This window comes from Novosphingobium huizhouense (assembly GCF_020179475.1).
In the GTDB taxonomy this organism is placed as follows: domain Bacteria; phylum Pseudomonadota; class Alphaproteobacteria; order Sphingomonadales; family Sphingomonadaceae; genus Novosphingobium; species Novosphingobium huizhouense.
In genome coordinates, this window is record NZ_JAILXZ010000003.1 from 513936 (window position 1) to 539233 (window position 25298).

27 protein-coding genes, 2 tRNA genes and 1 pseudogene are annotated in these 25298 nt (G+C 67.3%); 19 read left to right on the plus strand and 11 right to left on the minus strand.

The genetic code is table 11. The features are described from left to right. Positions 1–22: 22 nt before the first annotated feature. Entirely contained in the window at positions 23–1042 is a 1020-nt protein-coding gene (gene ilvC, locus K3A85_RS14400; protein WP_225207202.1) for a ketol-acid reductoisomerase, read from the plus strand. 139 nt (positions 1043–1181) lie between these two features. Beyond that, positions 1182–1520 carry an I78 family peptidase inhibitor gene (locus K3A85_RS14405; protein ID WP_225207203.1) on the plus strand — a complete coding sequence of 113 codons (339 nt, stop codon included), beginning with the start codon at positions 1182–1184 and terminating at the stop codon, positions 1518–1520. An 18-nt stretch (positions 1521–1538) separates the two neighbouring features. On the opposite strand, the gene K3A85_RS14410 is transcribed toward K3A85_RS14405, so the two are convergent. Beyond that, positions 1539–2672: an epoxide hydrolase family protein gene (locus K3A85_RS14410; protein WP_225207204.1), complete on the minus strand. Its 1134-nt coding sequence runs from the start codon at positions 2670–2672 to the stop codon at positions 1539–1541. 210 nt (positions 2673–2882) lie between these two features. Here K3A85_RS14410 and leuA point away from each other — a divergent pair, with 210 nt between their 5' ends. From leuA to K3A85_RS14440, 6 genes are all read left to right on the plus strand, one after another. Then, the gene (leuA, locus tag K3A85_RS14415) at positions 2883–4553 is read left to right on the plus strand and encodes a 2-isopropylmalate synthase (RefSeq protein ID WP_225207205.1); all 1671 of its coding nucleotides are present in this window, start codon (positions 2883–2885) and stop codon (positions 4551–4553) included. Between the two features lie 186 nt (positions 4554–4739). Continuing rightward, positions 4740–4994: a type II toxin-antitoxin system Phd/YefM family antitoxin gene (locus tag K3A85_RS14420; RefSeq protein WP_225207206.1), complete on the plus strand. Its 255-nt coding sequence runs from the start codon at positions 4740–4742 to the stop codon at positions 4992–4994. Then, positions 4991–5245, plus strand: coding sequence for a Txe/YoeB family addiction module toxin (locus K3A85_RS14425; RefSeq protein WP_225207207.1), 255 nt, complete (start codon positions 4991–4993; stop codon positions 5243–5245). The genes K3A85_RS14420 and K3A85_RS14425 overlap by 4 nt, the downstream gene beginning before the upstream one ends. A 170-nt stretch (positions 5246–5415) precedes the next feature. Continuing rightward, entirely contained in the window at positions 5416–5859 is a 444-nt protein-coding gene (locus K3A85_RS14430; protein WP_225207208.1) for a hypothetical protein, read from the plus strand. Positions 5860–6430: 571 nt separating this feature from the next. Next, on the plus strand, positions 6431–7480 hold the full coding sequence (locus K3A85_RS14435) for an amidohydrolase family protein (protein ID WP_225207209.1): 1050 nt from the start codon (positions 6431–6433) through the stop codon (positions 7478–7480). Between the two features lie 103 nt (positions 7481–7583). Beyond that, positions 7584–8564, plus strand: a complete 981-nt coding sequence (locus K3A85_RS14440; protein WP_225207210.1) for an NAD(P)H-dependent flavin oxidoreductase — start codon at positions 7584–7586, stop codon at positions 8562–8564. Between the two features lie 16 nt (positions 8565–8580). Here the strand turns inward: K3A85_RS14440 and K3A85_RS14445 are convergent, their stop codons facing one another. The 3 genes from K3A85_RS14445 to K3A85_RS14455 form a co-directional block, all read right to left on the minus strand. Beyond that, positions 8581–9117, minus strand: a complete 537-nt coding sequence (locus tag K3A85_RS14445) for an AHH domain-containing protein (protein WP_225207211.1) — start codon at positions 9115–9117, stop codon at positions 8581–8583. Then, complete coding sequence (locus K3A85_RS14450; protein ID WP_225207212.1) at positions 9114–9833, minus strand: hypothetical protein; 720 nt, start codon at positions 9831–9833, stop codon at positions 9114–9116. The genes K3A85_RS14445 and K3A85_RS14450 overlap by 4 nt, the downstream gene beginning before the upstream one ends. A 117-nt stretch (positions 9834–9950) precedes the next feature. Then, positions 9951–10457: a flavodoxin family protein gene (locus K3A85_RS14455; protein WP_225207213.1), complete on the minus strand. Its 507-nt coding sequence runs from the start codon at positions 10455–10457 to the stop codon at positions 9951–9953. 183 nt (positions 10458–10640) lie between these two features. Between K3A85_RS14455 and recJ the strand changes: the two genes are divergently transcribed. The 3 genes from recJ (at position 10641) to K3A85_RS14470 (ending at position 12683) form a co-directional block, all read left to right on the plus strand. Then, positions 10641–12416 (plus strand): single-stranded-DNA-specific exonuclease RecJ, encoded by a 1776-nt coding sequence (gene recJ / locus K3A85_RS14460; protein WP_225207214.1) that lies wholly within the window; start codon positions 10641–10643, stop codon positions 12414–12416. Between the two features lie 79 nt (positions 12417–12495). Continuing rightward, a tRNA-Glu gene (locus K3A85_RS14465) sits at positions 12496–12570 on the plus strand. A 38-nt stretch (positions 12571–12608) separates the two neighbouring features. After that, positions 12609–12683 (plus strand) — tRNA-Glu (locus K3A85_RS14470). Positions 12684–12761: 78 nt separating this feature from the next. Here K3A85_RS14470 and K3A85_RS14475 read toward each other — a convergent pair. Genes K3A85_RS14475 through K3A85_RS14490 form a run of 4 tightly spaced genes read right to left on the minus strand, consistent with a single transcriptional unit; the run spans position 12762 to position 15636 of the window. Continuing rightward, positions 12762–13637, minus strand: coding sequence for a hypothetical protein (locus K3A85_RS14475; RefSeq protein WP_225207215.1), 876 nt, complete (start codon positions 13635–13637; stop codon positions 12762–12764). Positions 13638–13670: 33 nt separating this feature from the next. Beyond that, complete coding sequence (locus K3A85_RS14480; RefSeq protein ID WP_225207216.1) at positions 13671–14261, minus strand: hypothetical protein; 591 nt, start codon at positions 14259–14261, stop codon at positions 13671–13673. Continuing rightward, positions 14258–15043: a DUF2092 domain-containing protein gene (locus K3A85_RS14485; RefSeq protein ID WP_225207217.1), complete on the minus strand. Its 786-nt coding sequence runs from the start codon at positions 15041–15043 to the stop codon at positions 14258–14260. The genes K3A85_RS14480 and K3A85_RS14485 overlap by 4 nt, the downstream gene beginning before the upstream one ends. A gap of 38 nt (positions 15044–15081) precedes the next feature. Next, on the minus strand, positions 15082–15636 hold the full coding sequence (locus tag K3A85_RS14490; protein ID WP_225207218.1) for a DUF4136 domain-containing protein: 555 nt from the start codon (positions 15634–15636) through the stop codon (positions 15082–15084). A 224-nt stretch (positions 15637–15860) separates the two neighbouring features. Between K3A85_RS14490 and K3A85_RS14495 the strand changes: the two genes are divergently transcribed. Next, positions 15861–16691, plus strand: coding sequence for a hypothetical protein (locus K3A85_RS14495; protein WP_225207219.1), 831 nt, complete (start codon positions 15861–15863; stop codon positions 16689–16691). Beyond that, complete coding sequence (locus K3A85_RS14500) at positions 16691–17818, plus strand: BamA/TamA family outer membrane protein (RefSeq protein ID WP_225207220.1); 1128 nt, start codon at positions 16691–16693, stop codon at positions 17816–17818. Before K3A85_RS14495 ends, K3A85_RS14500 begins: the two co-directional genes overlap by 1 nt. A gap of 3 nt (positions 17819–17821) precedes the next feature. On the opposite strand, the gene K3A85_RS14505 is transcribed toward K3A85_RS14500, so the two are convergent. After that, complete coding sequence (locus K3A85_RS14505) at positions 17822–18295, minus strand: DUF202 domain-containing protein (RefSeq protein WP_225207221.1); 474 nt, start codon at positions 18293–18295, stop codon at positions 17822–17824. 224 nt (positions 18296–18519) lie between these two features. On the opposite strand from K3A85_RS14505, the gene K3A85_RS14510 reads away from it, so the two are divergent. The 3 genes from K3A85_RS14510 (at position 18520) to K3A85_RS14520 (ending at position 20263) form a co-directional block, all read left to right on the plus strand. After that, a complete protein-coding gene (locus K3A85_RS14510) occupies positions 18520–18879 on the plus strand; it encodes a DUF1622 domain-containing protein (RefSeq protein WP_225207222.1) in 360 nt (119 codons plus the stop codon). Beyond that, positions 18876–19256 (plus strand): YidH family protein, encoded by a 381-nt coding sequence (locus K3A85_RS14515; protein ID WP_225207223.1) that lies wholly within the window; start codon positions 18876–18878, stop codon positions 19254–19256. Before K3A85_RS14510 ends, K3A85_RS14515 begins: the two co-directional genes overlap by 4 nt. A 92-nt stretch (positions 19257–19348) precedes the next feature. Then, positions 19349–20263, plus strand: a complete 915-nt coding sequence (locus tag K3A85_RS14520) for a formylglycine-generating enzyme family protein (RefSeq protein WP_225207373.1) — start codon at positions 19349–19351, stop codon at positions 20261–20263. A 13-nt stretch (positions 20264–20276) separates the two neighbouring features. On the opposite strand, the gene K3A85_RS14525 is transcribed toward K3A85_RS14520, so the two are convergent. Next, a complete protein-coding gene (locus tag K3A85_RS14525; RefSeq protein WP_225207224.1) occupies positions 20277–21104 on the minus strand; it encodes a hypothetical protein in 828 nt (275 codons plus the stop codon). Between the two features lie 326 nt (positions 21105–21430). On the opposite strand from K3A85_RS14525, the gene K3A85_RS14530 reads away from it, so the two are divergent. The 3 genes and pseudogenes from K3A85_RS14530 (at position 21431) to K3A85_RS18150 (ending at position 23469) form a co-directional block, all read left to right on the plus strand. Next, positions 21431–22285 carry a bestrophin-like domain gene (locus tag K3A85_RS14530; protein WP_225207225.1) on the plus strand — a complete coding sequence of 285 codons (855 nt, stop codon included), beginning with the start codon at positions 21431–21433 and terminating at the stop codon, positions 22283–22285. 559 nt (positions 22286–22844) lie between these two features. Beyond that, a pseudogene (locus K3A85_RS18145) lies at positions 22845–23120 on the plus strand (response regulator); the annotation flags it as partial. 112 nt (positions 23121–23232) lie between these two features. Continuing rightward, complete coding sequence (locus K3A85_RS18150) at positions 23233–23469, plus strand: response regulator transcription factor (RefSeq protein ID WP_318248091.1); 237 nt, start codon at positions 23233–23235, stop codon at positions 23467–23469. A gap of 55 nt (positions 23470–23524) precedes the next feature. Here K3A85_RS18150 and K3A85_RS14540 read toward each other — a convergent pair whose 3' ends face one another. Beyond that, positions 23525–24646: a sensor histidine kinase gene (locus K3A85_RS14540; protein ID WP_225207226.1), complete on the minus strand. Its 1122-nt coding sequence runs from the start codon at positions 24644–24646 to the stop codon at positions 23525–23527. Between the last annotated feature and the right edge of the window lie 652 nt (positions 24647–25298).

A 25298-nucleotide genomic window follows, 5' to 3' on the forward strand; every position in this document is an offset into this window, starting at 1 on the left:
TGTCATATAGAACGGAACTGAGATGAAGGTTTACTACGACGCCGATTGTGATCTGAACCTGATCACCGACAAGAAGATCTGCATCCTCGGCTACGGCTCGCAGGGTCACGCCCACGCGCAGAACCTGCGCGACAGCGGCGTCAAGGACGTCGCCATCGCGCTGCGCGAAGGCTCGGCCACCGCGAAGAAGGCCGAAGCCGCCGGCTTCAAGGTGCTGTCGAACGCCGAAGCGGCCAAGTGGGCCGACATCCTGATGATCCTCGCCCCCGACGAGCACCAGGCCGCGATCTACGCCGCCGACCTGCACGACAACATGAAGCCCGGCGCAGCGCTCGCCTTCGCCCACGGCCTCAACATCCACTTCGGCCTGATCGAAGCGCGCCCCGATATCGACGTGATCATGATCGCGCCCAAGGGACCGGGCCACACCGTCCGCTCCGAATACCAGCGTGGCGGCGGCGTGCCCTGCCTCGTCGCGATCCACCAGGACACCACCGGCAACGCCCACGACATCGCCCTTGCCTACGCCTCGGGCGTCGGCGGCGGCCGTTCGGGCATCATCGAAACCAACTTCCGCGAGGAATGCGAAACCGACCTGTTCGGCGAACAGGCCGTGCTCTGCGGCGGCACCACCGCGCTCGTCCAGGCCGGGTTCGAAACGCTGGTCGAGGCCGGCTACGCGCCGGAAATGGCCTACTTCGAATGCCTTCACGAACTGAAGCTGATCGTCGACCTGATGTATGAAGGCGGCATCGCCAACATGCGCTACTCGATCTCGAACACCGCCGAATACGGCGACATCAAGACCGGCCCGCGCATCATCACCGAAGAAACCAAGAAGGAAATGAAGCGCGTCCTCGCCGACATCCAGTCGGGCCGCTTCGTCAAGGACTTCGTGCTCGACAACCGCGCCGGCCAGCCCGAGCTGAAGGCTTCGCGCATCGCCGCCCGCCGCCACCAGATCGAGGAAACCGGCGCAAAGCTGCGCGCCATGATGCCCTGGATCGGCGCCAACGCGCTGGTCGACAAGACCAAGAACTGACGGGGTTCGCGCCGGGAGCAAGCAGGGCTCGCTCCCGGCCGGATTCCACCAACCGTGCATCCCGCTCGACCGGAGTAATGGATACTTAGGGCTTCACCCGATATCTCCACAATGGAGATAACAAGGGTTCGCAAGCACCATGGTCCGATTCCCCGGCAGGTCGATTGGCGCGGCGCTGCTGTGCCTGCTCGCCGTCGGCTGCCACCGCGGCGCCGCGGGCGAGGCGCCGGGCGAACCGGTCCTGCCCGCCGTGCGTGCGCCCGTGTCCAGCGCAGACCCGTGCGCTGCAGGCCAGCTCGCCGTCCTCCTCCAGCACGTCCCCGGCCCCCGCACCCGCGCCGCCGTCGAACGCTTCGCCGCCCCTGCGCCGGTCCGCTGGGTCCGCCCGGGCGCGGCGGTCACCCCCGACTATCGCGCAGAGCGGCTCAACCTGATCCTCGACGAGGACGAGCGCATCGCCGCGCTGCGCTGCGGCTGAGGCCCTTCCCGCCGCCGCTCAATCCATCAGCGCAAACGCGGTGCGCAGTTCGCGCACGAAGGCTTCCGGCTGCTCCCAGGCGGCGAAGTGCCCGCCCTTGTCGAGCGTGCCCCAGTGGACCAGCCGCTCGCATTGCCGCTCGAACCACTTGCGCGGGGTCGGCAGCACTTCCTTGGGGAACGCGCTCGCCGCCACCGGGATCGTCATCCTGCCCGCCCCGAAGCTGCCGAAGCTTTCCCAGTAGAGCCGCGCCGAGGACGCCCCCGCCGCGGTCAGCCAGTAGAGCATGATGTTGTCGAGCATGGCATCGCGGCTCAGCGCATCTTCGGGCTTGCCGGCATTGTCGGTCCAGGCCCACATCTTCTCGTAGATCCACCCGGCCAGCCCGACCGGCGAATCGACGAGCCCGTAGCCCACCGTCTGCGGCCGCGTCGCCTGCTGCTTGGAATATCCCGAATCCCAGTCCTGGTAGTATTTCAGCGCGGTCAGCGCGCGCAGGTCGTCGGCGTCGGGACTGGCCATGTCCTCGGCGCTCGGCTGCGCGATCGGCATGTTGACGTGGATGCCCGCGCACCCCGTCACGGCCTGCATCGCGATCTGCGTCGTCACGCCCGCGCCCCAGTCGCCGCCTTGCGCATACCATCGGTCGTAGCCCAGCCGCGCCATCAGCTCGCCCCAGGCGCGCGCGATCTTCTCGATCCCCCAGCCCTTCTCCGCCGGCTTGCCCGAAAAGCCGAATCCCGGCAGGCACGGGATCACCAGGTGGAAGGCCTCGTCGGCCCTGCCGCTTTCCGGATTGGTCAGCGGTTCGATCACCCCGCGAAACTCGAGGATCGAGCCGGGCCAACCATGCGTCAGCACCAGCGGCCGCGCGCCTTCCACGGCCGAGCGCACGTGCAGGAAGCGGATGTCGAGCCCGTCGATCTGCGTGCTGAACAGGCCGTGGCGGTTGAGCCAGGCCTCGCACGCGCGCCAGTCGTACCGGTCGCGCCAGTAGGCGACCAGGTCCTTCAGCGCGGCGAGCGGCGTGCCTTGCGTCCAGTCGCCGACCGTCTCCTTCTCCGGCCAGCGCGCCAGATCCAGCCGGCGGTTGAGATCGTCGATCTCGCTCTGCGGCACCTGCACGACGTAAGGTTCGATCTTCGCGGACATGCTCGCTCCCTCATCCCGTTTGCACTTCACTGTGGACAATCGCCGAGCGATTCACCATAGGCTTCGGCCATGACCGGCCAGCTGGACCTTACCCTGCGACTTACTCGCCCTTGGGCGTGAGCTGACGCGTCGGTCCCGATCGGCGCGCACGGCGCCCAGGGGTTACGGACCACACCAGACGCTTGCCAATCCAGCTCGAGTTGCAGACCCATGACCATGCTCAAGGACCCCTCGGTCAAGTATCGCCCGTTCCCGCAGATCCACCTGCCCGATCGCCAGTGGCCCAATCGCGTCATCGACAAGGCCCCCCGCTGGCTGTCGACCGACATGCGCGACGGCAACCAGTCGCTGATCGACCCCATGGACGCGGAAAAGAAGGCCCGCTTCTTCGACCTGCTGCTCAAGGTCGGCCTCAAGGAAATCGAAGTCGGCTTCCCCAGCGCGGGCGCCACCGAGTACGATTTCATCCGCGGCCTCGTCGATGAGGGGCGCATCCCCGACGACGTCTTCGTCCAGGTGCTGACCCAGTCGCGCGAAGACCTGATCAAGACCAGCTTCGAAAGCCTCGCCGGCGCAAAGCAGGCTATCGTCCACGTCTACAACGCCGTCTCGCCGCTGTGGCGCCAGGTGGTGTTCGGCATGGAAAAGGCCGAGATCCGCGAGATCGCCCGCGCCGGCGCCACTTTCCTGCGCGACCAGGCGGCCCGCTTCCCGCAGACCGACTGGCACTTCGAATACAGCCCCGAAACCTTCTCCACCGCCGAAGTCGATTTCAGCATCGAATGCTGCGAAGCGGTGATGGAGGTGCTCCAGCCCACCGTCGAAAAGCCGATCATCCTCAATCTGCCGGCCACGGTCGAAGCGGCGACGGCAAACATCTACGCCGACCAGATCGAATATTTCTGCCGCAACCTGCCGGGCCGCGACCGCGCGGTGATATCCTTGCACACCCACAATGATCGCGGCACCGGCGTCGCCGCCGCCGAATTGGGGCTCATGGCCGGCGCCGACCGCGTCGAAGGCTGCCTGTTCGGCAATGGCGAGCGCACCGGCAACTGCTGCCTCGTCACCGTCGGCCTCAACCTCTACACGCAGGGCGTCGATCCGGGCCTCGATTTCTCGGACATCGACGAAGTCATCCAGACGGTCGAATACTGCAACCAGCTGCCCGTCCACCCGCGCCACCCCTATGGCGGCGAGCTGGTGTTCACGGCGTTTTCGGGCAGCCACCAGGATGCGATCAAGAAGGGCTTCGCCGCGCAGGAAAAGCGCAACGACGATCTCTGGGCCGTGCCCTACCTGCCAATCGACCCCGCCGACCTCGGCCGCAGCTATGAAGCGGTGATCCGCGTCAACTCGCAGTCCGGCAAGGGCGGCTTTGCCTGGGTGCTCGAACAGGACCAGGGCCTCAAGCTGCCCAAGAAGATGCAGGCGCACTTCTCGCGCCACGTGCAGGAACTGGCCGATGAACTGGGCCGCGAACTGCAGGCCGCCGACATCTGGAGTGTGTTCCGCAAGACCTACCGCCTCGAAGGCGCGCAGCGCTTCCAGCTGGTCGATTACGACGAAAGCCGCGCGCCCGACGGCACCCGCGTCTTCGCCGGCAAGATCGAGGTCGATGGCAAGGTCCGGTCGGTCAGCGGTCGCGGCAACGGCCTGATCTCGTCGGTCGTCGCCACGCTCAAGGACGGCTTCGGCATCGAGCTCGACGTGCGCGATTACACCGAACACGCCCTCACCGGCGGCAGCGACGCCCGCGCCGCCGCCTACGTCGAATGCGTCACCCCCGATGGCCGCGCGATCTGGGGCGTCGGCATCGACGAAGACGTCGCCACCGCCAGCGTCCGCGCCATCCTCAGCGCCGCCAACGCCGCGGGCTGAAACCTCCCAGCTCCTCCCCGTTTTTGCCACAGGCACAAACGGGGAGGTGGCAGCCCGAAGGGCTGACGGGGGGTAAAAACCTACCCGCCCCAGTACGGGGAACCACCCGAAGGGTGGTGGAGAGGTCCTGCCCGGCACCGAAGTCTTACACTTGCATATTGTACAAGACAACGTACAATGCACCCAATGCGCACCACCTCCTACAGCGATCTTCGCAAGAACCTGGCCGCAATGCTCGACGCGGTAAGCGCCGATCACGAGCCCGTCGTGATCACCCGTGAACGCGGCAGGCCTTCCGCCGTGCTCATGTCGCTCGAGGATTACGCCTCGTTCGAGGAAACGCGCTACCTGCTGCGCAGCCCCGCCAACGCCGCCCGCCTCGCCGCCTCCATCGAAGCGCTCGAAGCCGGTGCCGGGACCGAGCGTCTCCTCGCCGAATGAAGCTGATCTTCAGCGAACAGGCCTGGCAAGACTACCTCCACTGGCAGGACCACGACCGCAAACTCGTGCAGCGCATCAATGCGCTGATCAAGGAATGCAGCCGCACGCCCTTCGACGGCACCGGCAAACCCGAACCGCTGCGCGGGAGTCTGTCCGGCTGGTGGTCACGGCGCATCAATCAGGAACACAGACTGGTCTACAAGCCAAGCGAAGACGGTCTGCTGATCGCGCAGTGCCGGTATCACTACTAGAGCGAGAAGGCTTAGAAGCGGCCTAGAAATCCTGCCCATCTTCCAATCCAAGCCAGCATGGTATGCTGGACCCCGCTTTTGGTCGCTGCGGGAAAGCATAGCATAATTCGCTGAGCCATGACCGCTTGCGCCCAGTTGCGGTCATCGTTGACACCTATATGCTCACTCTGATGAAGCAAACTGCGGTCTCTTATCGTGTGAAGGATAAGCTGATTATCGGCTCCCTCGTTCGCACATCGATGGGTCTCGGCTTGGAAGTCGATCCTCGTCCCTTGATGATGACCACGCCGAATGATGACGTGGCGAACGCGCTCGAGGAAGCACTGGACGCCTCGGGAAAAGTGGTTGCTCATCCCACGCAAGACCAATGGAAAGGCTTCTTTCAGCCCTTCATAAAAGCGGCGGCAGTCCGCAGCTTTAAGGCGTTCATGACAGACGCAATTATGGTCTACATCAGCCGTCACGACGCTCAGCTTGAACTTGAGCCTTATCGCAACCTTGGGCCCAAGAATGGCTTCGAGTCGATACCCAGCGATGTGATCGTCCTACCCGCTGAGGATCTTGCTGGCGCGGTGAGCGAGCTCAAAGCGCTGCTCGACGGTAACGTCCGCTAACCACCAATTCCCGTCATTCAGCGAAAGCTGGGATCGCTGACCGAGAAGCGGACCGTCAAGAAGGATACAGACTAACGGCCGACGCAGAGCGCTGCACTTCGACACCCCCAACCTTCCGAAACCGCGAGCGATGCCAGCTTCCGCTGGCATGACGACGATTGGCCCGCTCACCCACCCCACCCATCGTCGCCCCGTGCTCGACACGGGGCTCGGGCCCTTCCTCTCTGTCCTACACCACCCCATGCGCCTATGTTGCGCGCCGCTCTTTGAACCGTCGATCCACGAACCGCACTCGAGACATCATTGCTGACGCATGCGTCAGTTACCTGCCGAACCATTCTTATCCGACTTTCGCATTATCCAAATAAATCAGACGCATAGAGAATCGGAGTTTTTCCCCAGGACCGTGTCAACTCTGTCAACTTGAGGGACCCTCGACGGCTCCGTATCGCGCAAGCAGAGCAATGACCCCCTACTCGCCGAAGCCGCTTGTTTCCCTTGGCGAGGCCCTGCCCCTTCTGCATAGTCGTCCCCGCGCGCCCGTCAGAGGCCGACGACAAGAGAGAGAGCCATGCCTGAAGCCATTCTCGAACCCGACCTGCCGATCATCGATCCGCACCACCACTTGTGGGACCTGCGCCCGCTGATCGATTCCTTCCCCCAGCCGCGCCATCCGTTCATCGAGGCGCTGACGCTCGCGCCGTACTACACGTTCAACGAACTGCTGGCCGATACGCAATCGGGCCACAACGTGATCGGCACCGTGTTCATGGAATGCGGCGCGTTCTACCGCTCCGGCGCCGACCAGGCCTTCAAGCCGGTGGGCGAGGTCGAATACGTGAACGGCGTCGCCGCGCAGGGAGCGAGCGGGCTCTACGGCAATTACCGCCCTTGCGCCGGGATCATCGGCCATGCCGACATGACGCTGGGCGACGATGCCAAGCGCGTGCTCGAACTGCTGATCGAGGCGGGCAACGGACGCTTCAAGGGAATCCGCCACCAGGGCGCCTGGGATGCCGATCCCGACGTGCTCGGCCCTCCGTTCCACGCCAGGGAAGGCCTCTATCTCAGCGACGATTTCCGCGCCGGTTTCAAGCACCTTGGCGCCATGGGCCTGACCTTCGATGCCTGGGTGGTCGAACCTCAGCTCGACGATGTCATTGAGCTGGCCCGCGCCTTCCCCGACCAGCCGATCGTGCTCGATCATTGCGGCACGCCGCTCGGGATCGCCAGCTACAAGGGCAAGTTGCCCGAACGCTTCGACACCTGGCGCGCGAAAATCCGCACGCTGGCGGAATGCGAGAACGTCTCGGTGAAACTGGGCGGCCTCGCCATGGCGTTCTGCATGATGCCCGACAAGGGCCCCGCCGCCGGGATCGGCTCGGAAGTGCTTGCAGGCATGTGGCGCCCCTACATCGAGACCTGCATCGATGCGTTCGGCCCTTCGCGCGCGATGTTCGAAAGCAACTTCCCGGTCGATCGCTGGGGCGCCGACTACCGCACGCTGTGGAATGCGTTCAAGCGGCTCGCCGCCGGGGCTTCCGCCGGCGAAAAGCGCGCGCTGTTCGCAGGGACCGCGGCCAGGGTCTACGGCGTCGAGCACCTGCTCGATCCCGCCTGACCTGCCCTCTCGGACGCTCGCCACGCGAGCCTTTGACAGCGGCGGCGCGGCTTGGTAGCGCCTGTTAATTGCCCGGTTAACGGGCTTTACGGGAGGAATGCCGATGTCGCTGCCGCCGCTGTTTTCCAAGCTCCGCCTGCCAGTCATCGCCTCGCCCCTGTTCATCATTTCGGGCCCCGAGATGGTAATCGCCCAGTGCAAGGCGGGCGTCGTCGGCTCGTTCCCCTCGCTCAACGCACGGCCGATCAGCCAGCTCGACGAATGGCTGCACCAGATCACCGAAGAGCTGGCCAGCCACAACCGCGCCAATCCCGATCGTCCGGCGGCGCCCTTCGCGGTCAACCAGATCGTCCACAAGACCAACAACCGCCTCGATGAAGACATGGCCCTGTGCGAAAAGTGGCAGGTGCCGATGCTAATCACCTCATTGGGCGCACGCGAGGAAGTCTACGCCGCCGCCCACCGCTGGGGCGGGATCGTGCTGCACGACGTGATCGACGACCGCTTTGCGCACAAGGCGATCGAAAAGGGCGCCGACGGCCTGATCCCCGTCGCGGCCGGCGCGGGTGGCCATGCCGGCACGCTCTCGCCCTTCGCGCTGATGCAGGAGATCCGCGCCTGGTTCGACGGCCCGGTGGCGCTGTCGGGCGCCATCGGCCATGGCCGCTCGATCCTTGCGGCGCAGGCGCTCGGCGCGGACTTCGCCTACATCGGCTCGGCCTGGATCGCGACCGAGGAAGCCCGCGCGCCCGAAGGCTACAAGAACGCCATCGTCGAAGGCCGCGCCGACGACATCGTCTATTCGAACCTGTTCACCGGCGTGCACGGCAACTACCTGCGCCCCTCGATCGTCGCCGCCGGGCTCGATCCCGACAACCTGCCGCAGAGCGATCCTTCCAAGATGAACTTCGGCTCGGGCGGCAATACCGAAGCCAAGGCATGGAAGGACATCTGGGGTTCGGGCCAGGGCATCGGCGCGATCCACTCGGTGGAATCGGTCGAAACCCGCGTCGCCCGCTTCGAGGCCGAATACCGCGAAGCCGCCGCCGCGCTCGCCGCCAACAGCGCGCCCTTCGTCGGCTGATCCGCCCGGACGCCTGCTATTCGGCGGCCACCGCGGTCTCCTGCCACAGCAACACCGCCATCGCGTCGAGGTCGGCATAGTCGAGCGCGCGTTCGCGGCGCGCGCGGGTCGGGTCGTTGCGGTGGAGCGCCGGGCCTTCCCAACGCGCCGGGTCGAGCAGCCGCCGCCGCAGCGCACGCTGGATGCAGTCCATCCGCATCAGCGCCTCGCGCGTCGCCAGCTCCGGATTGCGCCGCCGCGCGCGCGCCCAGCGGCGCTCGACCTGCCCGACCCGTTCGAGCACGAGGTCGCTGTATTCCCGATGCGGACCGCGATGCAGCGGCAGGGCCATGCGCTCGGCCTCGCTGTCCGTCGCCGGCAGGAGCAGCCCGTTGCGGCGGAAATCGTCGATCCCGACATCGACGCCGAGGCTGTCCATCATCGCCGCCAGCGCGGGCGTCGTGGCGAGCTGCCGCGGCAGGACGTGATGCCTTTGCAGCCCGGGATTGTAGCCGGGCAGTCCGGGCTGGTTGACCGCCCGGAACGGCAGCGAGGGGCGGACCGGCCCCTTCACGCGCTCCGGACGTGGATCAGGCCGTCGGCGTTCGGCTCCAGCCGAACAGCCCCGACACCGGACAGGACGACTTCGCGGGGTCCTTCGACCTTGCCATGGGCCACCAGCCAATCGACAAGCCGCACCGACACGCGAGCATCCTCCTCCTGCAAGATCCCGCCCGAGGAGTAGAGCCGGAATTCTTGACCAATCAGAAACGCCAGGCCGCGGCTGGTCAATTCGGACTCAGTTCTGGCGAACGTGGTCATCGCGATCGCCGGGAACGGGCCGCCCTCGATCCACGCGTTGCACGCCTTCTCGAACCACTCGGGTGAAACAGCAGAGCCGGAAGGTTTCCAGAGTATCGCCTTCGCGTCGAGAGATTTCGCCAGATGGGTGATGATTCGTGCCGCGACGCGGATCACCGGCAAGAGATGTTCGGCGCCGAGCAGATGCGGCCCGGGCGCGAGCCCAACTGCTTCCAGCATGGCAAGATCGAGCGATGCCGGCAGCCCGACGGCGCTGGTCCTGGCGGCTGCGTCGTCGTGCACGGCCGGCAAGGGCGCACCCGGCGAAAGCCCGGTGAGGTCGAAGGTCAGGCCATCGCGCAGCACTTCGACCCACTCCGCCGGTCCGGCGTCGCGATGCGAGACGGTGAATACGCCGGCGCTGCGGGCGATCGCCTCGATCCTGTCGGCATCGGGACGCTGCCCGGGCGCCAGCAACAGCGCGGCCAAGGGTTTGCTCTGTGCTCGTCCTGCGATCCCAGACACGCCTGCTCCTTCGCCCCGTCCCGGCAAGAATGTCGCAGCATCTCCGCTCGCGAGGCGACGCTGCCCGGCGCATTCCTTACATCAAAAAATGCCGATATCGAGACCGGCTGCAAACCCCTGTCCCAATTCGCGACATTGTCGGATTGCACCACTCTCGAGCTGCTTGGGCGCAAGGATTTGTGCCGAAGTCTGGGCCTGGCAATCAAGAATGAGACCCGGCTGCACCTGCCGCAGGCGCCAGCCGGTGACGATCCGCTCGATCTGCGCCTGCGCTCCCTGCCCGGCCGAACCGGCGGTCACCACGCTGGCATAGGGCCGCCCCTCGATCGCCCCGAGCAGCGGATAGTAGCAGCGGTCGAAGAACTCCTTCATCGCGCCCGTCATCGTCCCGAGGTTCTCGGGGCAGACGAAAAGGTAACCGCCCGCCGCTGCCATGTGCGCCACGGTCGCCTCCTCGGCGCGCAGCAGCCGCGCCGGGTAGCCGGCCTCGTCCGCGCCCGCCGCCGCGGCCCGCGCCGCCTGTTCGGCAGCGCCGGTGCGGCTGTGCCATACGATCAGCAACGATCCGCTGGGTCCGGGGTCGGTCACGTGCCCTTCCGCAGTCGCCGGCACCTGCCACGATCGGCTTCGGCGACGCGCGCGATGCGACCACAGGATACCGGGCAAAGTCAACCGTGGCGCGCGTTGCCGACCCGGCCCGTTCCGCCCCCCCGCGGAGTCCGACAGGGCGATCTTTCCGCGCGCGCCGGATTGGTCTAGCGCGGAGCCGATATGATCCCGGTCACTTCCATCACCCGCTCGATCTCCGGGCTCGCCTGGCGCTGGCGCGGCAGCAACATGGACCTGGGCGAACGCTTCGACCTGAACGACGGACTGGTCGACAAGCTCCTGCTCTCGCGCGGGGTCGCGCCCGACGACCTCGAGCGGCACCGCCGCCCGACGCTGCGCGACTTCCTTCCCGACCCGTCGATCTTCCGTGACATGGACGTCGCCGCCGGGCGACTCGCCGATGCGGTCGAGCGCCAGGAGCGCGTGACGATCTACGGCGACTACGACGTCGACGGCGCGACCAGCGCGGCGCTGCTGATCCGCCTGCTGCGCGATCTCGGCCTCGCCGCGGCCCCCTACATCCCCGACCGCCTGCTCGAAGGATACGGCCCCTCGGGCGAGGCGCTAGTGCGGCTCGCACGCGAAGGATCGAGCCTCATCGTCACCGTCGACTGCGGGGCGATGGCGCACGAGGCGCTGGCTGCGGCGAGCGAGACCGGCGTCGACGTGATCGTCGTCGATCACCACAAGTGCGCGCCCGAGCTGCCCCGCGCCCACGCGCTGGTCAATCCCAACCGGCTCGACGAGCTCGACGACGCCGCCGCCCACGGCCATCTCGCCGCGGTCGGGGTGGCGTTCCTGCTGGCGATCGCCACCGTCCGTACCCTGCGCGCGCGCGGCTGGTTCGAGCGCCGGGCGGCGCCCGACCTGCTCGCCCTGCTCGACCTCGTGGCGCTCGGCACCGTTGCCGACGTGGCGCAGCTCAAGGGCCTGAACCGCGCGCTCGTGGCGCAAGGGCTCAAGGTCATGGCGCGGCGCGAGAACGTCGGCCTTGCCGCGCTGATCGACGCCAGCCGGCTCAATCGCGCGCCGACCTGCTCGGACCTCGGCTTCGCGCTGGGGCCGCGGATCAACGCCGCGGGCCGGATCGGCGATTCCTCGCTCGGCGTGCGCCTGCTGACCACCACCGACGCCGACGAGGCGCACGACATCGCAGTGCGGCTGTCCGCGCTCAACGACGAGCGCCGGTCGATCGAGCAGGCCGTCCAGGAGGCCGCCGAGGCGCAGATCGATGCCCAGCACAACCGCGCGGTCGTGGTCTGCGCCGGCGCCGGCTGGCATCCCGGCGTGATCGGCATCGTTGCCGGGCGGATCAAGGAGAAGACCGGCAAGCCGACGCTGGTCATCGCGCTCGATGCCGACGAAAGCGGCAACGGCAAGGGCTCGGGCCGGTCGATCGCCGGCGTGGACCTCGGCGCAGCGATCATTGCCGCGCGCGAGGCGGGCATGCTCGTCGCGGGCGGCGGGCACGCGATGGCCTGCGGCTTGACGATCGATCCCGCGCAGGTGGCGCGCCTGGCCGACTGGCTGGACGAGCGGCTGGCCCGCGACGTCGCCGAAGCGCGCGCGGCGCAAGCCCTGCTGCTGGACATCTCGCTCAATCCCGGCGGCCTTACCCCCCACCTCGTCGAGACGCTCGAGGCGGCAGGACCGTTCGGCGTCGGCTGGCCGGGCCCGCGGGTTGCGGTCGGCCCGGTGCGGCTGGTCAAGTGCGACGTGGTCGGCGCCGATCACCTGCGCATGGTCGCCGCCGGTCCCGACGGCCGCTCGTTCAAGGCGATGGCCTTTCGCGCCGCGCAGACCGAGCTCGGCCAGGCGCTGCTCCACGCCCAGCGCGGACGCCAGTTCTGGCTCGCCGGACGGGCGCGGATCGACGACTGGGGAAGCCGTCCCGCAGCAGAACTCCACGTCGAGGACGCGGCCTTCGCCGACCGATGACAATTTGACGAAATCGACCCTTGACGCACCCGCGTGATACCAATAGAGGCGCGGACCTGCCCAGCGGCGCTAGCCCAGTGGCCCCTTCGTCTAGCGGTCAGGACGCGGCCCTTTCACGGCTGAAACACGGGTTCGATTCCCGTAGGGGTCACCACTAGCTGCCCTGCTCCGGACCCTGTCGGGCTCGAGCGCGGCCCCTTCGTCTAGCGGTCAGGACGCGGCCCTCTCACGGCTGAAACACGGGTTCGATTCCCGTAGGGGTCACCATAAAGAAACGCGCTCCGGGTCTCCCCGGAACGCGCTCCTGGCAAGCTGACTTTTTTCCTTTGTGGCAGGCCCGGCCCGCTAGCGGGTCACGGGGCCGACCGGTTCGTCGTGCGGGGCGCGCATGAGCACCTTGAGGTACGGCGTACCGAGCAGCGTTGACACGATCAGGCCGAGCGCGATCGCTGCCGGGGCGAGCGTCTCGTCGGGGAAGCTGGCGGTCGCGATCGCCACGGCGATGCCCGGATGGCGCGACGCCGCGGCGAGCGACAGAGCCGCCTTGTCGTGGAGGTCCGGCCCGCCGAGCAGGTAGCCCGCGCCAAGGCCTGCGCCGGCAAGCGCGACCAGCGCCAGTCCGGTGCCGTCGCCGATCACCGCCCACATCGCCGGCGCGAGCGCGATGGCGATGGCGAGCATCGACAGCGCGAGCACCGCATGGCCGGCGATGCCCAGCACCGACGAAATTGCGTGCCCCCTTTCGCCCGCGATCTTGCCCGCCACCATGCCCAGCACCAGCGGCGCGGCGACGGTGATGCCGACCAGGGTGGCGATCTGCACCGGGCTGATCCCGGCTTCGACACCGAAGATCCGGCCGGCCAGCGCAATGCCGAGCGGCGCGACGACCACCGCCGCCGCGGTGGTCAGCATCATCAGCCCGGCAACGTAGGAGGGCCGCCCGCCTGCCTTGAGCTGCTTGCCGGGCAGGATCGGAGGCATCGGGGAAAAGGCGATGGCGATCAGCGCAATCTCCACTGGCCGGTGCAGCGCGAACGCCTTGTCCAGCAGCACCGCCACCGCCGGCACCACCACGTACATGGCCACGAGTGCGCCGACGCCGAGCCGCCAGTTGTCAAGCAGGTAGAAGAGGTCGTGCGTCCGCGCCCGCATCGCCAGCGCGAACACCGAGATGAAGATGCTGGCCATCATTGCCAGCTTGACCAACTGGAGCAGGGTCATCGTGCGCTCCTGCGCAGCGTCGTCGATGCGCCCTCAGCGGGGCGGATTGACGACGACATACTGAACCGAGGTGCCCGAATAGCGCGGCTCGTACCAGGTGCTGCCGCACTGCGAATAGGCGATGCCGTTGACGTTCACGGTGCTGCAGCTCGGCGGCAGGGTCCGCACGATCGAGCCGATCACGGCCGCGGTCACGGCCACCGTCGTGGCCGTGCGCACCGGATGCCAGTGATCGTCCCAGTCGTCGTCCCAGTCACGGTGATGGTCGTGATGATCGTAGTGGTCGTCATAGCGGCGGCCGCCGCCGTTGTTTACGTTCACCGTGGTGCGGTTGTTGTAGTTGATATTGGTGTGAGCGCCGTCGCGGACCGGCGGCCGTCCCGACGGGCGCGAGACCTGCGCATGGCCGCCCGCTCCGCCCGCAGGACGCGCATGATTGCCGGCAGCATGGCCGCCCTGGGCGTGGCCGCCCTGGGGCCGGCCGCCGCCGGCGCGGTTCATCTCCGCCTTGTCGGCAGTGGCGAGGACGTCGATCGGCAGCAATGCCGGGGCGGTGGGCGGAAGCGGTCCGCTGGCCGGCACGCTCATGGCGAAGGCCAGAAGGGTGGTGGGTAGCGGGTTCATTTTGCTCCTCCCTGTGAAGCTTCGGCGGCCTGGCTGACGATCGCAATGCGCTTGGCATCGGCCGGCGGCGTGAAGGTGAAGTCGGCGTCGGCGAGCTGGGGGCCCGTGCTCCAGTGCAGTACCGCGACGTATTGCGGCAGCGAGGGATCGTCGGTGTTGGTCACCACGAACTTACAGGGCAGCGCCCGCTCGCCCTCCTCGATCCAGATCTGCCAGTCGACCTTGGCCTGGCGGAAGGCGTAGTGGAAGCAGCTGCGGTCGCCGACCGTCTCGGGCCGCACCGCGAAAGCCGAGCGCACACGCGCCCGCATCGTCTGGTCGGTATCCCAGACGAACAGGTCGGCGAGCGGGATCTCGATGCCGAGTTCCGAGCGCGCTTTCTCCAGCGTCAGGCCGATCGAATCCGGCGCCGCCACCTGGGTGTAATAGCCGAGCCGCGGCGCGAAGATCGTCAGCGAGCGCCCGTCGTAGAAGAACTCGCGGTTGGTCGTGTCGGACTTCGCGATGATGCGGAAGCCGTTGGGCTTGCGCGCCGCGATCTGGAGCGTTCCGCCGAACTGCAGCTTCTGGCCGGTCTCGAGCACCTGCTCGGTGGTCACGTCGGCGTCGAAGCTGAACGCCGGGATCGCGCGCAGCGCCGCGCTCATCCGGTCCATCGCGGCCATCGCCTCAGGCTCGATCGACGATGCCGGCTCGGACTGCGCGCTGGCGGGCGTGGCGACCGCCAGCGCAAGGATCGCGCAGAGCTGCCCGATGGATTCGACGGGTCTTTTGATGGTCATGCTTCTCTCCATCGTCCGATGTGGGAGATGCCCGTGCCTCAGCGGCCTTGGGGCGGAAACTTGGCGAGCGCGGCGGTCACCGCCTGGTCGATCAGCGCCTGGTCGACGACCCTGCCGTCGATCTGCTTGGTCGCGCTGCCGTGCCACACCGGCCGGTGCGTCGTGGCGTCGTAGATGTCGATCGCCATCGTCCCGTCGGTCACGGTGCGGATCTCGGTGGTCGGGTAGGCGTGCGCCCAGCCCCAGCGGTAGCCGGCGCCATAGCCCGGGTAGTACGGGCCGTAGGCGCCGAGGTCTGTGGTCTCGACCCGGTCGCGGGCGCCGAGCGTGACATCGACCGCGAAGTCGGGCGTCGCGCTGCGGGCGAAGCCCTTCGCCGCGAGCGCAGCATCGATCGAGCTGCGCACGCGCTCGTAGACCAGCGGGTTCTGCCCGCGCGGCGTTTCGGTGCGCGCCCAGGCATAGGTGTGGTATCCCGCGAAATTGGCGCTCGGGTCGTAGTCCGTCGCAACGCGGGGGGTTGTGGCGCACGCCGCCAGGCCGAAGACCAGCAGCAGGGCGAACCGTCGAGAGGGGGGAGCTTTGTAGGTCATGGGCCGAGTATCGCCCGCTCGCCGACCGCTCCTATCGGGATGAGTCCCGACTATCGGCGGGTGTTTATCGCGAGTGCCGCAGGGGCCGGCCTAGCCCTGCGAGGCGCGCAAGCGGCGCGCGCGGGGTCGGTAACCCTGCCCCGCGCGCTGATGGTTTACCCCGATGCCGACACGGCGGCACGCGCCGTAGCGTGCCGACAGCCATCACCCGAAAAGGAAGCCAGATGCCAGCCCCCCGCCCGACCCCGATCGCCGTGTTCGCGGCCCTGCTGCTGGCACAAGTCCCCGCAGCCCGTGCTCAGGAAGCCCCGGCCGAAGACGGCGGCGCCGCCGCCGAGGCGCCCAACACCGGCCAGGACGTCACCAACCCGATCAAGCGCATCGACGTGCGCGCCGGCTACAGCGAAACCACCGACGGCGCCGGGTCGCAGACCTTCATCCTGCGCCACGACCGGCCGATCGCGCTCGCCAACGGCGACCAGCTCGCCTTGCGGATCGATCTTCCGTTCGTGGCCAACGACTTCGTCACGCCCGACAATCCCGCCGGCAAGAACGACATCGGCTTCAGCGACACGCTGGTCCAGGCGCTCTACATTCACCCGGTCAACAAGCAGCAGGCGTTCGGGATCGGAGCCCAGCTGATCGCGCCCACCGCCAGCGAGATCGGCTTCGGCGCCGGAAAGTGGCGGGTCGTGCCGCTCGTCGGCTATCGCTGGTCGGTCAACTCGATCTCGCCGGGCAGCTTCTTCGTCGCCGCCGCGCGCTGGGACGTGAGCTTTGCCGGCGACCGCCACCGGGCCAACGTGAGCAACGTCCAGTTCGGCCCGACGCTCAACGTCGCGCTCAAGGACGGGGCCTTCGTGACGATCTATCCGAGTACCGAAATCCGCTATGATTTCGTCAAGGACAGCTTCTTCCTGCCCTTCGATGCCGCGGTCGGCAAGCTGTGGGGCGGCAAGATCATCACCTCGCTCGAAGGCTCGGCCAAGCTGATCGGCGACCATGACGCCCCCTATCGCTACAAGGTCGAGGCACGGATCGGGTTCCTGTTCTGATGCCCCGCCGCGGCCGCCTGCTCGCTCTCGCTAGCGGCGCGGGCCTGGCGCTTGCCGCAACAGCGGCGACGGGACAGGAAAGCACCACGCCGATCGAGGACCTTCAGGACCAGGCCGAGACCTCGGCCAACGCGACCGAGCGCCTCGTTCTGCCGATCCCGCTGTCGAACCCCACGCTCGGCACCGGGCTCGCCCTCGCCTTCGTCAAGGTCTACGAGCCCGAGGGCACGGGCAAGCCGTGGACCACCGGGGCGGGCGCGCTCTACACCAGCCACAAGGATCGCGCGCTCGCCGCGTTCCACAACATGGCGCTGGACGGGGATAGGCTGCGCTTCTCGGGCGTCGCCGGCTACGCCTCGCTGCCGCTCAAATTCTACGGTATCGGCTCGGCGGCGGGCGATCGCGGGGTCGCGCTCGACATCCAGCAGGACGTGATCGGCGGACGGATCGAGGGGCTGGTGCGCGTCGCCGCCAATCTCCACGCCGGCGTCCGCGTGCGCGTCCAGGGTGTCCGCACGCGCATCCGCACCGACGGCGATGGCCCGATCGCCGACCTGATCCCGTCGATCCAGCGACGCTCGACCATCGTCGCGGTCGGTCCCTCGATCGTCTTCGACAGGACCGACGCGCCGTTCAACCCGCGCAACGGCGTGCTCGCCGAAGCGCATTGGCTGGTCGGCGTCCCCCTGCTCGGCAGCGACTTCGCCTATAGCCGGGTCACCGCATCAGCCAACGTGTACCACGCGCTGGGCGAACGGACGGGCATCGCCGCAAGGGCCTCGATCTGCGCCGCAGGGCGCGAGGCCCCTTACTATGACTTGTGCAACTACGGCCAGTCGAACGACTTGCGCGGCTATCTCAACGGCCAGTACCGCGACCGTGCCTCGTGGGCGGTCCAGGCCGAGCTGCGCCGAAAGCTGTGGGGCCGCCTCGGCGGCGTCGCCTTTGCCGGCATTGGCGGGATCGCGCCGGCGATCGGCCGCCTCGGCGATACCACGCTGCTTCCCGGGGCGGGCCTGGGCCTGCGCTACAAGATATCGCAAGCCTACGGCATCAACGCGCGGGTCGACGCCGCTGTCGGCAAGAATTCACACGCGATCTACTTCTCGGTCGGCGAGGCCTTCTGAGCTTCAGAACGGCCCGATGCCGAAGGCGATCCGCAGGATGGCGAAGAGGCCCACCAGCAGAAGCAGCACGGCGATGACCCACACCGCCGAGATGCGATGCTCGGGCAGGTGATGCATCAGCCCCAGCGAATAGAGCCGTTCGCGGCGCTCGCGGAACGAGCGCACCTGCCGCCAGTGCCCGATGACGCCCAGCACCAGCAGCACCACCCCCAGCACGATCAGCGAGAGCCCGAAGCGGAGCGGCGCTTCGGGCGGAAGCTTGCCGTTGGCCAGCTCGGGCTGCACCGACTTGAAGAACTGGTAGATGGTAAAGCCGAAGCCGATCAGCGACAGCGCAGTGCGGATCACCGACATCAGCGTGCGGTCGCCCGACATCTCGCTGCGCGCGAAGGACATCGCGGTGCGGTTCGACGAGAGTTCGGTGGATGCGTTGTCGTCGATCAGCTCCAGCTGATCGGCACTATGAGGGTCAATCATGGCTTGCTCCGTTCGCCTGCGGGCAGCCTAGCGAGCGCGCCCCCCTCCGCCACCGGGACTTGTCCGGGCGAAGGGCCAGGGAAAATCCCGGGTCGCCGCAGTTGCCCAGGGCGCGGCAAAGCGCCGCGAAGCTCGGGAAATCCGCAGCGGCGTCCCCGGGGAAATCACCGATGGCGCTCGCCGGGCCAGGGTTCATTGTCGGGGCGGATCGACGGGAGTCTCCGATGGAAGAAACGCTGAAGATACTTTCGGAAACGGCGGGGCTCGCTCTGGAGATCGTGGTCGTGCTCGTGGTGCTGGTAGGCGGCCTGCGGGCGATCGTGCTGCTTGCCGGAAACTTCGTGCAGAGCCGCCTGAGCATCCGCACGGCGCGGGCGATCTGGGTCGATTTTGCCGCCGCCATCCTGCTCTCGCTCGAGTTCGCTCTGGGCGCCGACATCATCCGCACCGCGATCGCGCCGACCTGGGACGACATCGGCCAGCTCGCGGCGATCGCCGCGATCCGTACCGGCCTCGGCTTCTTCCTAGGCCGCGACATCCAGGAGCTCGGCGGCCACCCGCTGGCAGAGGAACGACCCGAATGAACCATCCTCACCCGGCCTTCCTGCCAAAGGACCTCGGCCAGACCCGCACCATTCTCGCGGCCGACCGGACGCTGATGGCGTGGATCCGCACGGCGCTGTCGATGTACAGCTTCGGCTTCACCATCTACAAGTTCCTGCAGGGCATGGCGCAATCCGCAACGTCGCAGGCGGCGCACAGCGCACAACTGGTCGGCTTGTTCCTCGCGGGCACCGGCACGGTGTCGATAATCCTAGGCACGATCGGCTATTGGGCGACGCTCAAGGAGTTGCAGCGGATCGAGGAGTTCCGCCTCGGCCGCCCGGTCCTGGTGCTGGCGTCGATGATGTCCATCGCCGGGGTGCTGCTGTTCTTCAGCATCGAAACCCGCATCATCTGACCCCCGCATCATCTGCGCATGGAGAAGCCATCATGAGGGCGCTCGCAAATTCCGACAGGCCGCAACCGACCGGCACGACGAGCACCGCGGACATGGCGTTCATCGCTGGCGGGCAGTTCGTAATGGGCTCGGACCGCCATTATCCCGAAGAGGCCCCGACGCAGCGCGTGGCCGTCGACGGCTTCTGGATCGACGTCGGCCCGGTGACCAACCGCCAGTTCGCGGCGTTCGTCGAGGCCACCGGCCATGTCACCAACGCCGAACTCTCCGCCGATCCGGCCGACTATCCCGGCGCCCTGCCGGAAATGCTGCAGCCCGCATCGCTGGTGTTCGATCCGCCGCGCCATCGGGTGACCGACCATTCGAACATCACCCAGTGGTGGCAGTATCGCCCGGGCGCGGACTGGCGCCACCCCCAGGGTCCGGGCTCGTCGATCGAGGGGCTCGACGATCATCCGGTGGTGCACGTGGCTTATGCCGATGCCGAAGCCTATGCCGCCTGGGCGGGCAAGTCGCTGCCGACCGAGGCCGAATGGGAGTATGCCGCCCGCGGCGGGCTCGAGGGCAGCGAATTTGCCTGGGGCGACGAGCTGATGCCCGAGGGGCGCGCGATGGCGAACTTCTGGCAGGGCCACTTTCCCAACGAGAACCTGCTGCTCGACGGCTATGCCCGCACCTCCCCGGTCGGCGCGTTCCCGCCGAACGGCTTCGGGCTCAGCGACATGATCGGCAACGTCTGGGAGTGGACGCAGGACTATTTCACCGCGCGGCGCCCGGTCAACGCCGAACGGCCCTGCTGCGCGGTGCGCAATCCACTGGGCGCCGAGCGCGAGCAGAGCTTCGACCCGGCGCTCCCCGGCATCACCATCCCCCGCAAGGTGCTCAAGGGGGGATCGCATCTTTGCGCGCCGAACTACTGCCGCCGCTATCGGCCGGCGGCGCGCCATGCCCAGCCGACCGACACATCGACCAGCCACGTAGGCTTCCGCTGCGTCATCCGGGGATGACGCAGCGTGCCGCTCAACGGAAGCCGGCGCGCAGGAACAGCGCCGGGCCGCTGAAGCCGTACTTCAGGCGGCCGTTCCAGCGCGGCTTGTCGACATCGACCCGGTAATCGACATAGCGGTACATCGCGCCGATGCCGAAGTTCCTGGCAAAGCGCCACGTCACGGCGCCCTGGGCGTTGACGAGGCGGCCCTTGTAGTCGGAAATCTTCAGCGACAGATAGTCGATCCGCCCCGACAAGGTGACCCCGGGCGCGATCTGCTGGCGGGCGAAAAGGCCGATGGTCGGCAACGGCGCGAGCAGCGTGCGGCGCCGCGTAGCCCCGGTCACCGTCGCCTCGCCGACCCGCGCCGCGCCGGACAGGCGAACCGTGAAGTCGGTGGCGTGAACCCCGAGCGCCGCGCCGATCCGCGTGTTGTCGTCCTTGACGAAGGCATAGCCCACGGTCGCGCGATAGACGCTCGAATCGAACCCGCTGTCGAGCCGACCTCCGACGGGATAGACCGCATCGTCGAATGCGATGTCACGGCGCAGCGTCGCGCTGCCGCGCCGACGCAGCGAGTAGAACTCGGTGTCGAGCGACCAGCGCCCGCTGCCGAAGCGCAGCCCCGCGTTGACCTGGGGCAGAGCCTTGCGCTTGCTGAGGTCGAGGTCGGATTCGAGATCAATCGTGCTCGCGACCTGAGGGCGGTTCGTGGCCGCGACGCGCACCTGCGAGTCCACGTCGGGGAGATAGGCGCCAACCTCGATCCAGTACTTGTCGTCGATCTCCTGCGCGATGGCGGGCTGCGACATTGCCATCGTCGCGCCCAGAACCGCGCCCACGCGGCAAACATTTTTCATGTGACGTCTCCTGTCCGCGCAGGTTCCCTCCCGCGTGTCCACGCCAGGACCTGGGCCTGCACAACCTGACCTGATCGGCACCCGACAGGCATCGGGGTTTCCCCTTGCAGCGCGGCATCATCATTCCCGACAGGGCCCCCGATCTCTACCGCAAGCCACGGATTTCCAAGTGCCGGGCCGTCTGTGGCGGTCCCGAGGCATCAGGTTCGTCCGGCTCGCGTCTGCGGGTTTCCACCGGTTGCAGGCCCCCTCGCCTCCGATCAGCTTTCCCGCCGACCAGCTCGGCCGGTGATCGGCCTGGCCGGCGATGACAGGGAGACGACACGATGGACCATGCCGAGGGCTTGCTCAGTACTGCCCCTCTGCCTCTGCTGGGGCTGCTGGTGTTCGCGGTGCTTATCGCGGCGATGCAGATGGGTGCGCTGGTCAAGCGCCGCATGAACCGGCGCGAAGGCGGCGGGAACAGCGAGGAAGGCTACATCGTGTCGGGGGCGCTGGGGTTGATGGCGCTGCTGCTGGGCTTCACGTTCAACCTTGCGATCGACCGGTACGACCATCGCCGCGAGCTGGCGCTGGAGGAGGCGAACGCGATCGGCACGACCTACTTGCGCGCGCAGATGCTGGAAGAACCGGCCCGCACGCGCGTCAGCACCTTGCTGCAGCGCTATTCGGCCAACCACCTCGCGCTCGCCGAGGCGAGCGACCCGCGCAAGCGCGAGGCCCTGCTCGCGCAATCGGACGAAGGGCAGATCCGCCTGTGGCGCGCGACGATCGAGGCGATCCGCCCGGTCGCCAACGACACCGTCTCGCGGCCGTTCCTCGAGGCGATGAACGCGACGATCGATGCGGGCGCCGCGCGCGTCGCCGCTCGACGCGCGCACGTCCCGCCGCGGGTGCTCGCCACGCTGCTGCTCTACATGGCGATCAGCGCCTTCATCCTTGGCTGCGTCTCCAACGGCTCGCGCTGGCGCCCGGCGCCCAGCGTGCTCCTTGCGCTGTTCTCGCTCGCCTACATCCTGACGATCGACATCGACCGTCCCAACGGCGGCGCGATCCGCGAGCCTCAGGCCGCGATTGTCGATGTCCTGACGATGATGCGCGCGCACCCGCCCGGCAGCTTCGATCCGCCGGCCCCGTCTGCGGCCCAGCCGTCGCTTCCGCCCGCTTCGGCGCAGCGCTGATCCAGCGAATGGACCGGGCGAACGGGAGAGGTTCCTGCCCCCTGTCCGGGATCGCGCGCCGCCAAGTCATGGCTAATCCCGATAAATACGCCGCTCACAAGGTGAGACGAACGGGAGCATTGGGACGGATATGCGAGTCTGCGCAATCGTGCGCAGCCGGCCGCATCTTCAGACGCCGCCCCCGGTCGTGCCTGTCATAACCTCCCCCCCGCCGCAGGCACCGGGGCAACGGCAGGGCGCTGCGGAGATTTCGGGTTGAACTCCGCGGCGCCCGAAGGGGCCGTTCTTGCACCACCGGTCCGCAAGGGAGCGATCGGGGCCTGGCCGCTGGCGCGCGCATCCGGCGCGAGGCCGGTTCGCCGCAAAAACTGCCGCTCGGATCGTTCCTTCCCGGGGTTTTTCCTGATAGCTATCGTTCCGGTCTTCCCGGAAGATGCCCGGATGCAACAGGCGCGCTATTGGTGTGCGGGCGGGTTGCCCGTAGTGGGACCGACTGAGGAGTTCGACGTGTTCGCATTCGGGGCGAGGAAGGGCGCAAGTGAGTAGCCCGACTCGCCGCGTGCTGATCGCGGACGATCACGACGTCGTCCGCCGGGGCGTTCGCGCGCTGCTGGAAACCCGGTCCAACCTGCACATCGTGGCCGAGGCCACCAAGGGCCGCGAGGCGCTCGAGGAAGCGCGCAGCACCAGGCCCGACATCGTCATTCTCGATTATTCACTCCCGGAAATGAACGGGCTGGACCTGACGCTTTCGATCAAGCGCGAGATGCCGCGGGTCGAGGTGATGATCTATACCATGCACGACCGCGAGGAACTGGTGCTGGAAGTCCTGCGCGCGGGCGCACGCGCCTATGTCCTCAAGTCGGATACCGAGCGCCACCTGCTGGCCGCGGTCGATGCGCTGTCGATCCATCGCCCCTACTTCTCCGGGGGTCATTTCGGAGACCTTGCTCGAGCGCTTCCTCGGGTCTGCACCCGCGGCGCAGGCGACCTTGACCCACCGCGAGCGCGAAGTCGTCCAGCTGATCGCCGAAGGCCGCATCAACAAGGAAATCGGCCACATGCTGAACATCAGCATCAAGACGGTGGAGACCCACCGCGCAGCGGTGATGCACAAGCTAAAGCTGCGCACCACCGCCGAACTCGTGCGCTACGCGGTGCGCAACAACATCGTCGAAGCCTGAGCACGCCGGCGGGTGTAATTCCATCGCCGGTCGATCGGCGACTGGGGCACCGGCTTCAGGCGAAGGCGGACGAGATGGCCGACGAAATGTCCGCACCCTCCGCGCCCAGCGCGGCGGGGTCTAAGTCGCGGTGTCCGCCGTCACGAGGCAGATGCGCGACGATGATCGTGCCGTGGCCGCCCTTGCGAGTATCGATCCGAAGCACCCCGCCCAGTTCGGCAACGCGGGCGGTCATCCCGGCGATCCCCACGCCGAACGTCATCTCGTTGCGCGCCGGGGCGCAGGTCACGCCGTTGCGCAGCCCCTTGCCGTCGTCGCACACGACCAGTTCCAGCGCATCGGGCCGGTCGCTCAGGCGGACGCGCACGCGCGTGGCCGCCGCGTGCCGGTAGACGTTGCTGAGCGTCTCCTGCAGCACGCGATAGATGGCGCTCTCTGCGGCCGACGTGCGATGGAGATCGCAGCCGTAGACCCGTGCGTCGACTTCGAGTCCCGACCGCCGCGCGAACCCCTCGCAAAGCAGCAGGACCGCGCCATGCAGCCCATGCTGCTCCAGTTGGGGCGGGTGCAGCAGGTAGGTCAGGCCGCGCAGCTCCTTGTGGAACTGGGCCAGCATCCCGGACAGGTCGTCGATCACTTCGGCGCAGAGATTCTCGGCCGGCGCGCTCTTCAGCTGGGCCAGCATCAGGTTCATCCCGATCAGATGCTGCGCAGCAGTATCGTGCAGGTCACGGGCGAGCCGCAAGCGCTCCTCGTCGTGGACCCGCGCGAGATTGGAGCGCGCCTGCATCAGACTGATGTTGAGCGACCGCTTTTCGTGGCGAAGCTGGAACAACTCGCTCACGTCCGAACGCGAGATGATGGTATAGCGCACGCCGTGAAGATCGATGCGGCTCAACGAAAGGTGCCAGAATTTTCCTTTCTCGCCGTTGCGGACCGTCAGTTGCACGGGGCAACCGGCCCCCGCGGAGAAGCGGTCGAGCCGTTCGACGACGTGCCGCGCCTCGGTGGTTCCTGACGCTTGCATCCATTGCCAGTAGCTGCGGAAGTTCTGTCCCTTGGCCAGGAGCGGAGATTCGTCCTCGGTCGTGGCGCGTTCGGTCCAGGCCTGGTTGAGCTTCAGGATCCGCCAGTCCGCGCCGGCAATCGCAATCTGGACGGGAAGATTGTCGATCAACAGTTGTACGGCGCCACTGACCGATGGAGCCGGGCGCTCCGCCGAAGTTTGCGTGGCATGCTGCGATTGCATCGCAATCAATTCCGAAGGTCCCCCACGAACCACGATCCATCACTCCCAATAGGACTTTGGGAAGACTCCGAGGTTCCACCCGACCGCCCTGCCTGAGACTTCGCGTAGGTATATTTCCATTTTCCTATCCGGTAAAGTAATTAGGCAAAAATCACAGTTTGGTTACTCACCGGTAATACTAAAAACCTGTTTAATTCGTCTCGTAAGCTACTGCCATTCCGCGATTTTTCCCCTTAAATTACAATCTCGCGTCAAATCCGGTCTTTCACCGGACCGGGCGAGGGCCCGGTCACTTAGGTGCCGCGCAGCAATTGGAGCGAAAGCTCCGCAAAAACCCGCTCGGTTGCGCACCGCAACCGGCTCCCCGAACGATCGCGTCTCGGTCCGATTCGCCGTTTGTCCTGGGCGCCATGCTGCGCCGCATCGACTCGGGCGAAGGCGCGGGGCCAGCATTGCTGCACCTCCCCCTTCCCTGCACAAATCGCGCGATAGGAAGCGCCGCCCGGCCGCGTCGGGGTTTTCCCCGGTGAACACGCCCGCGGCGGAGCGGTACTCCATGGGGCCGAGCCCGAAGGCTCGG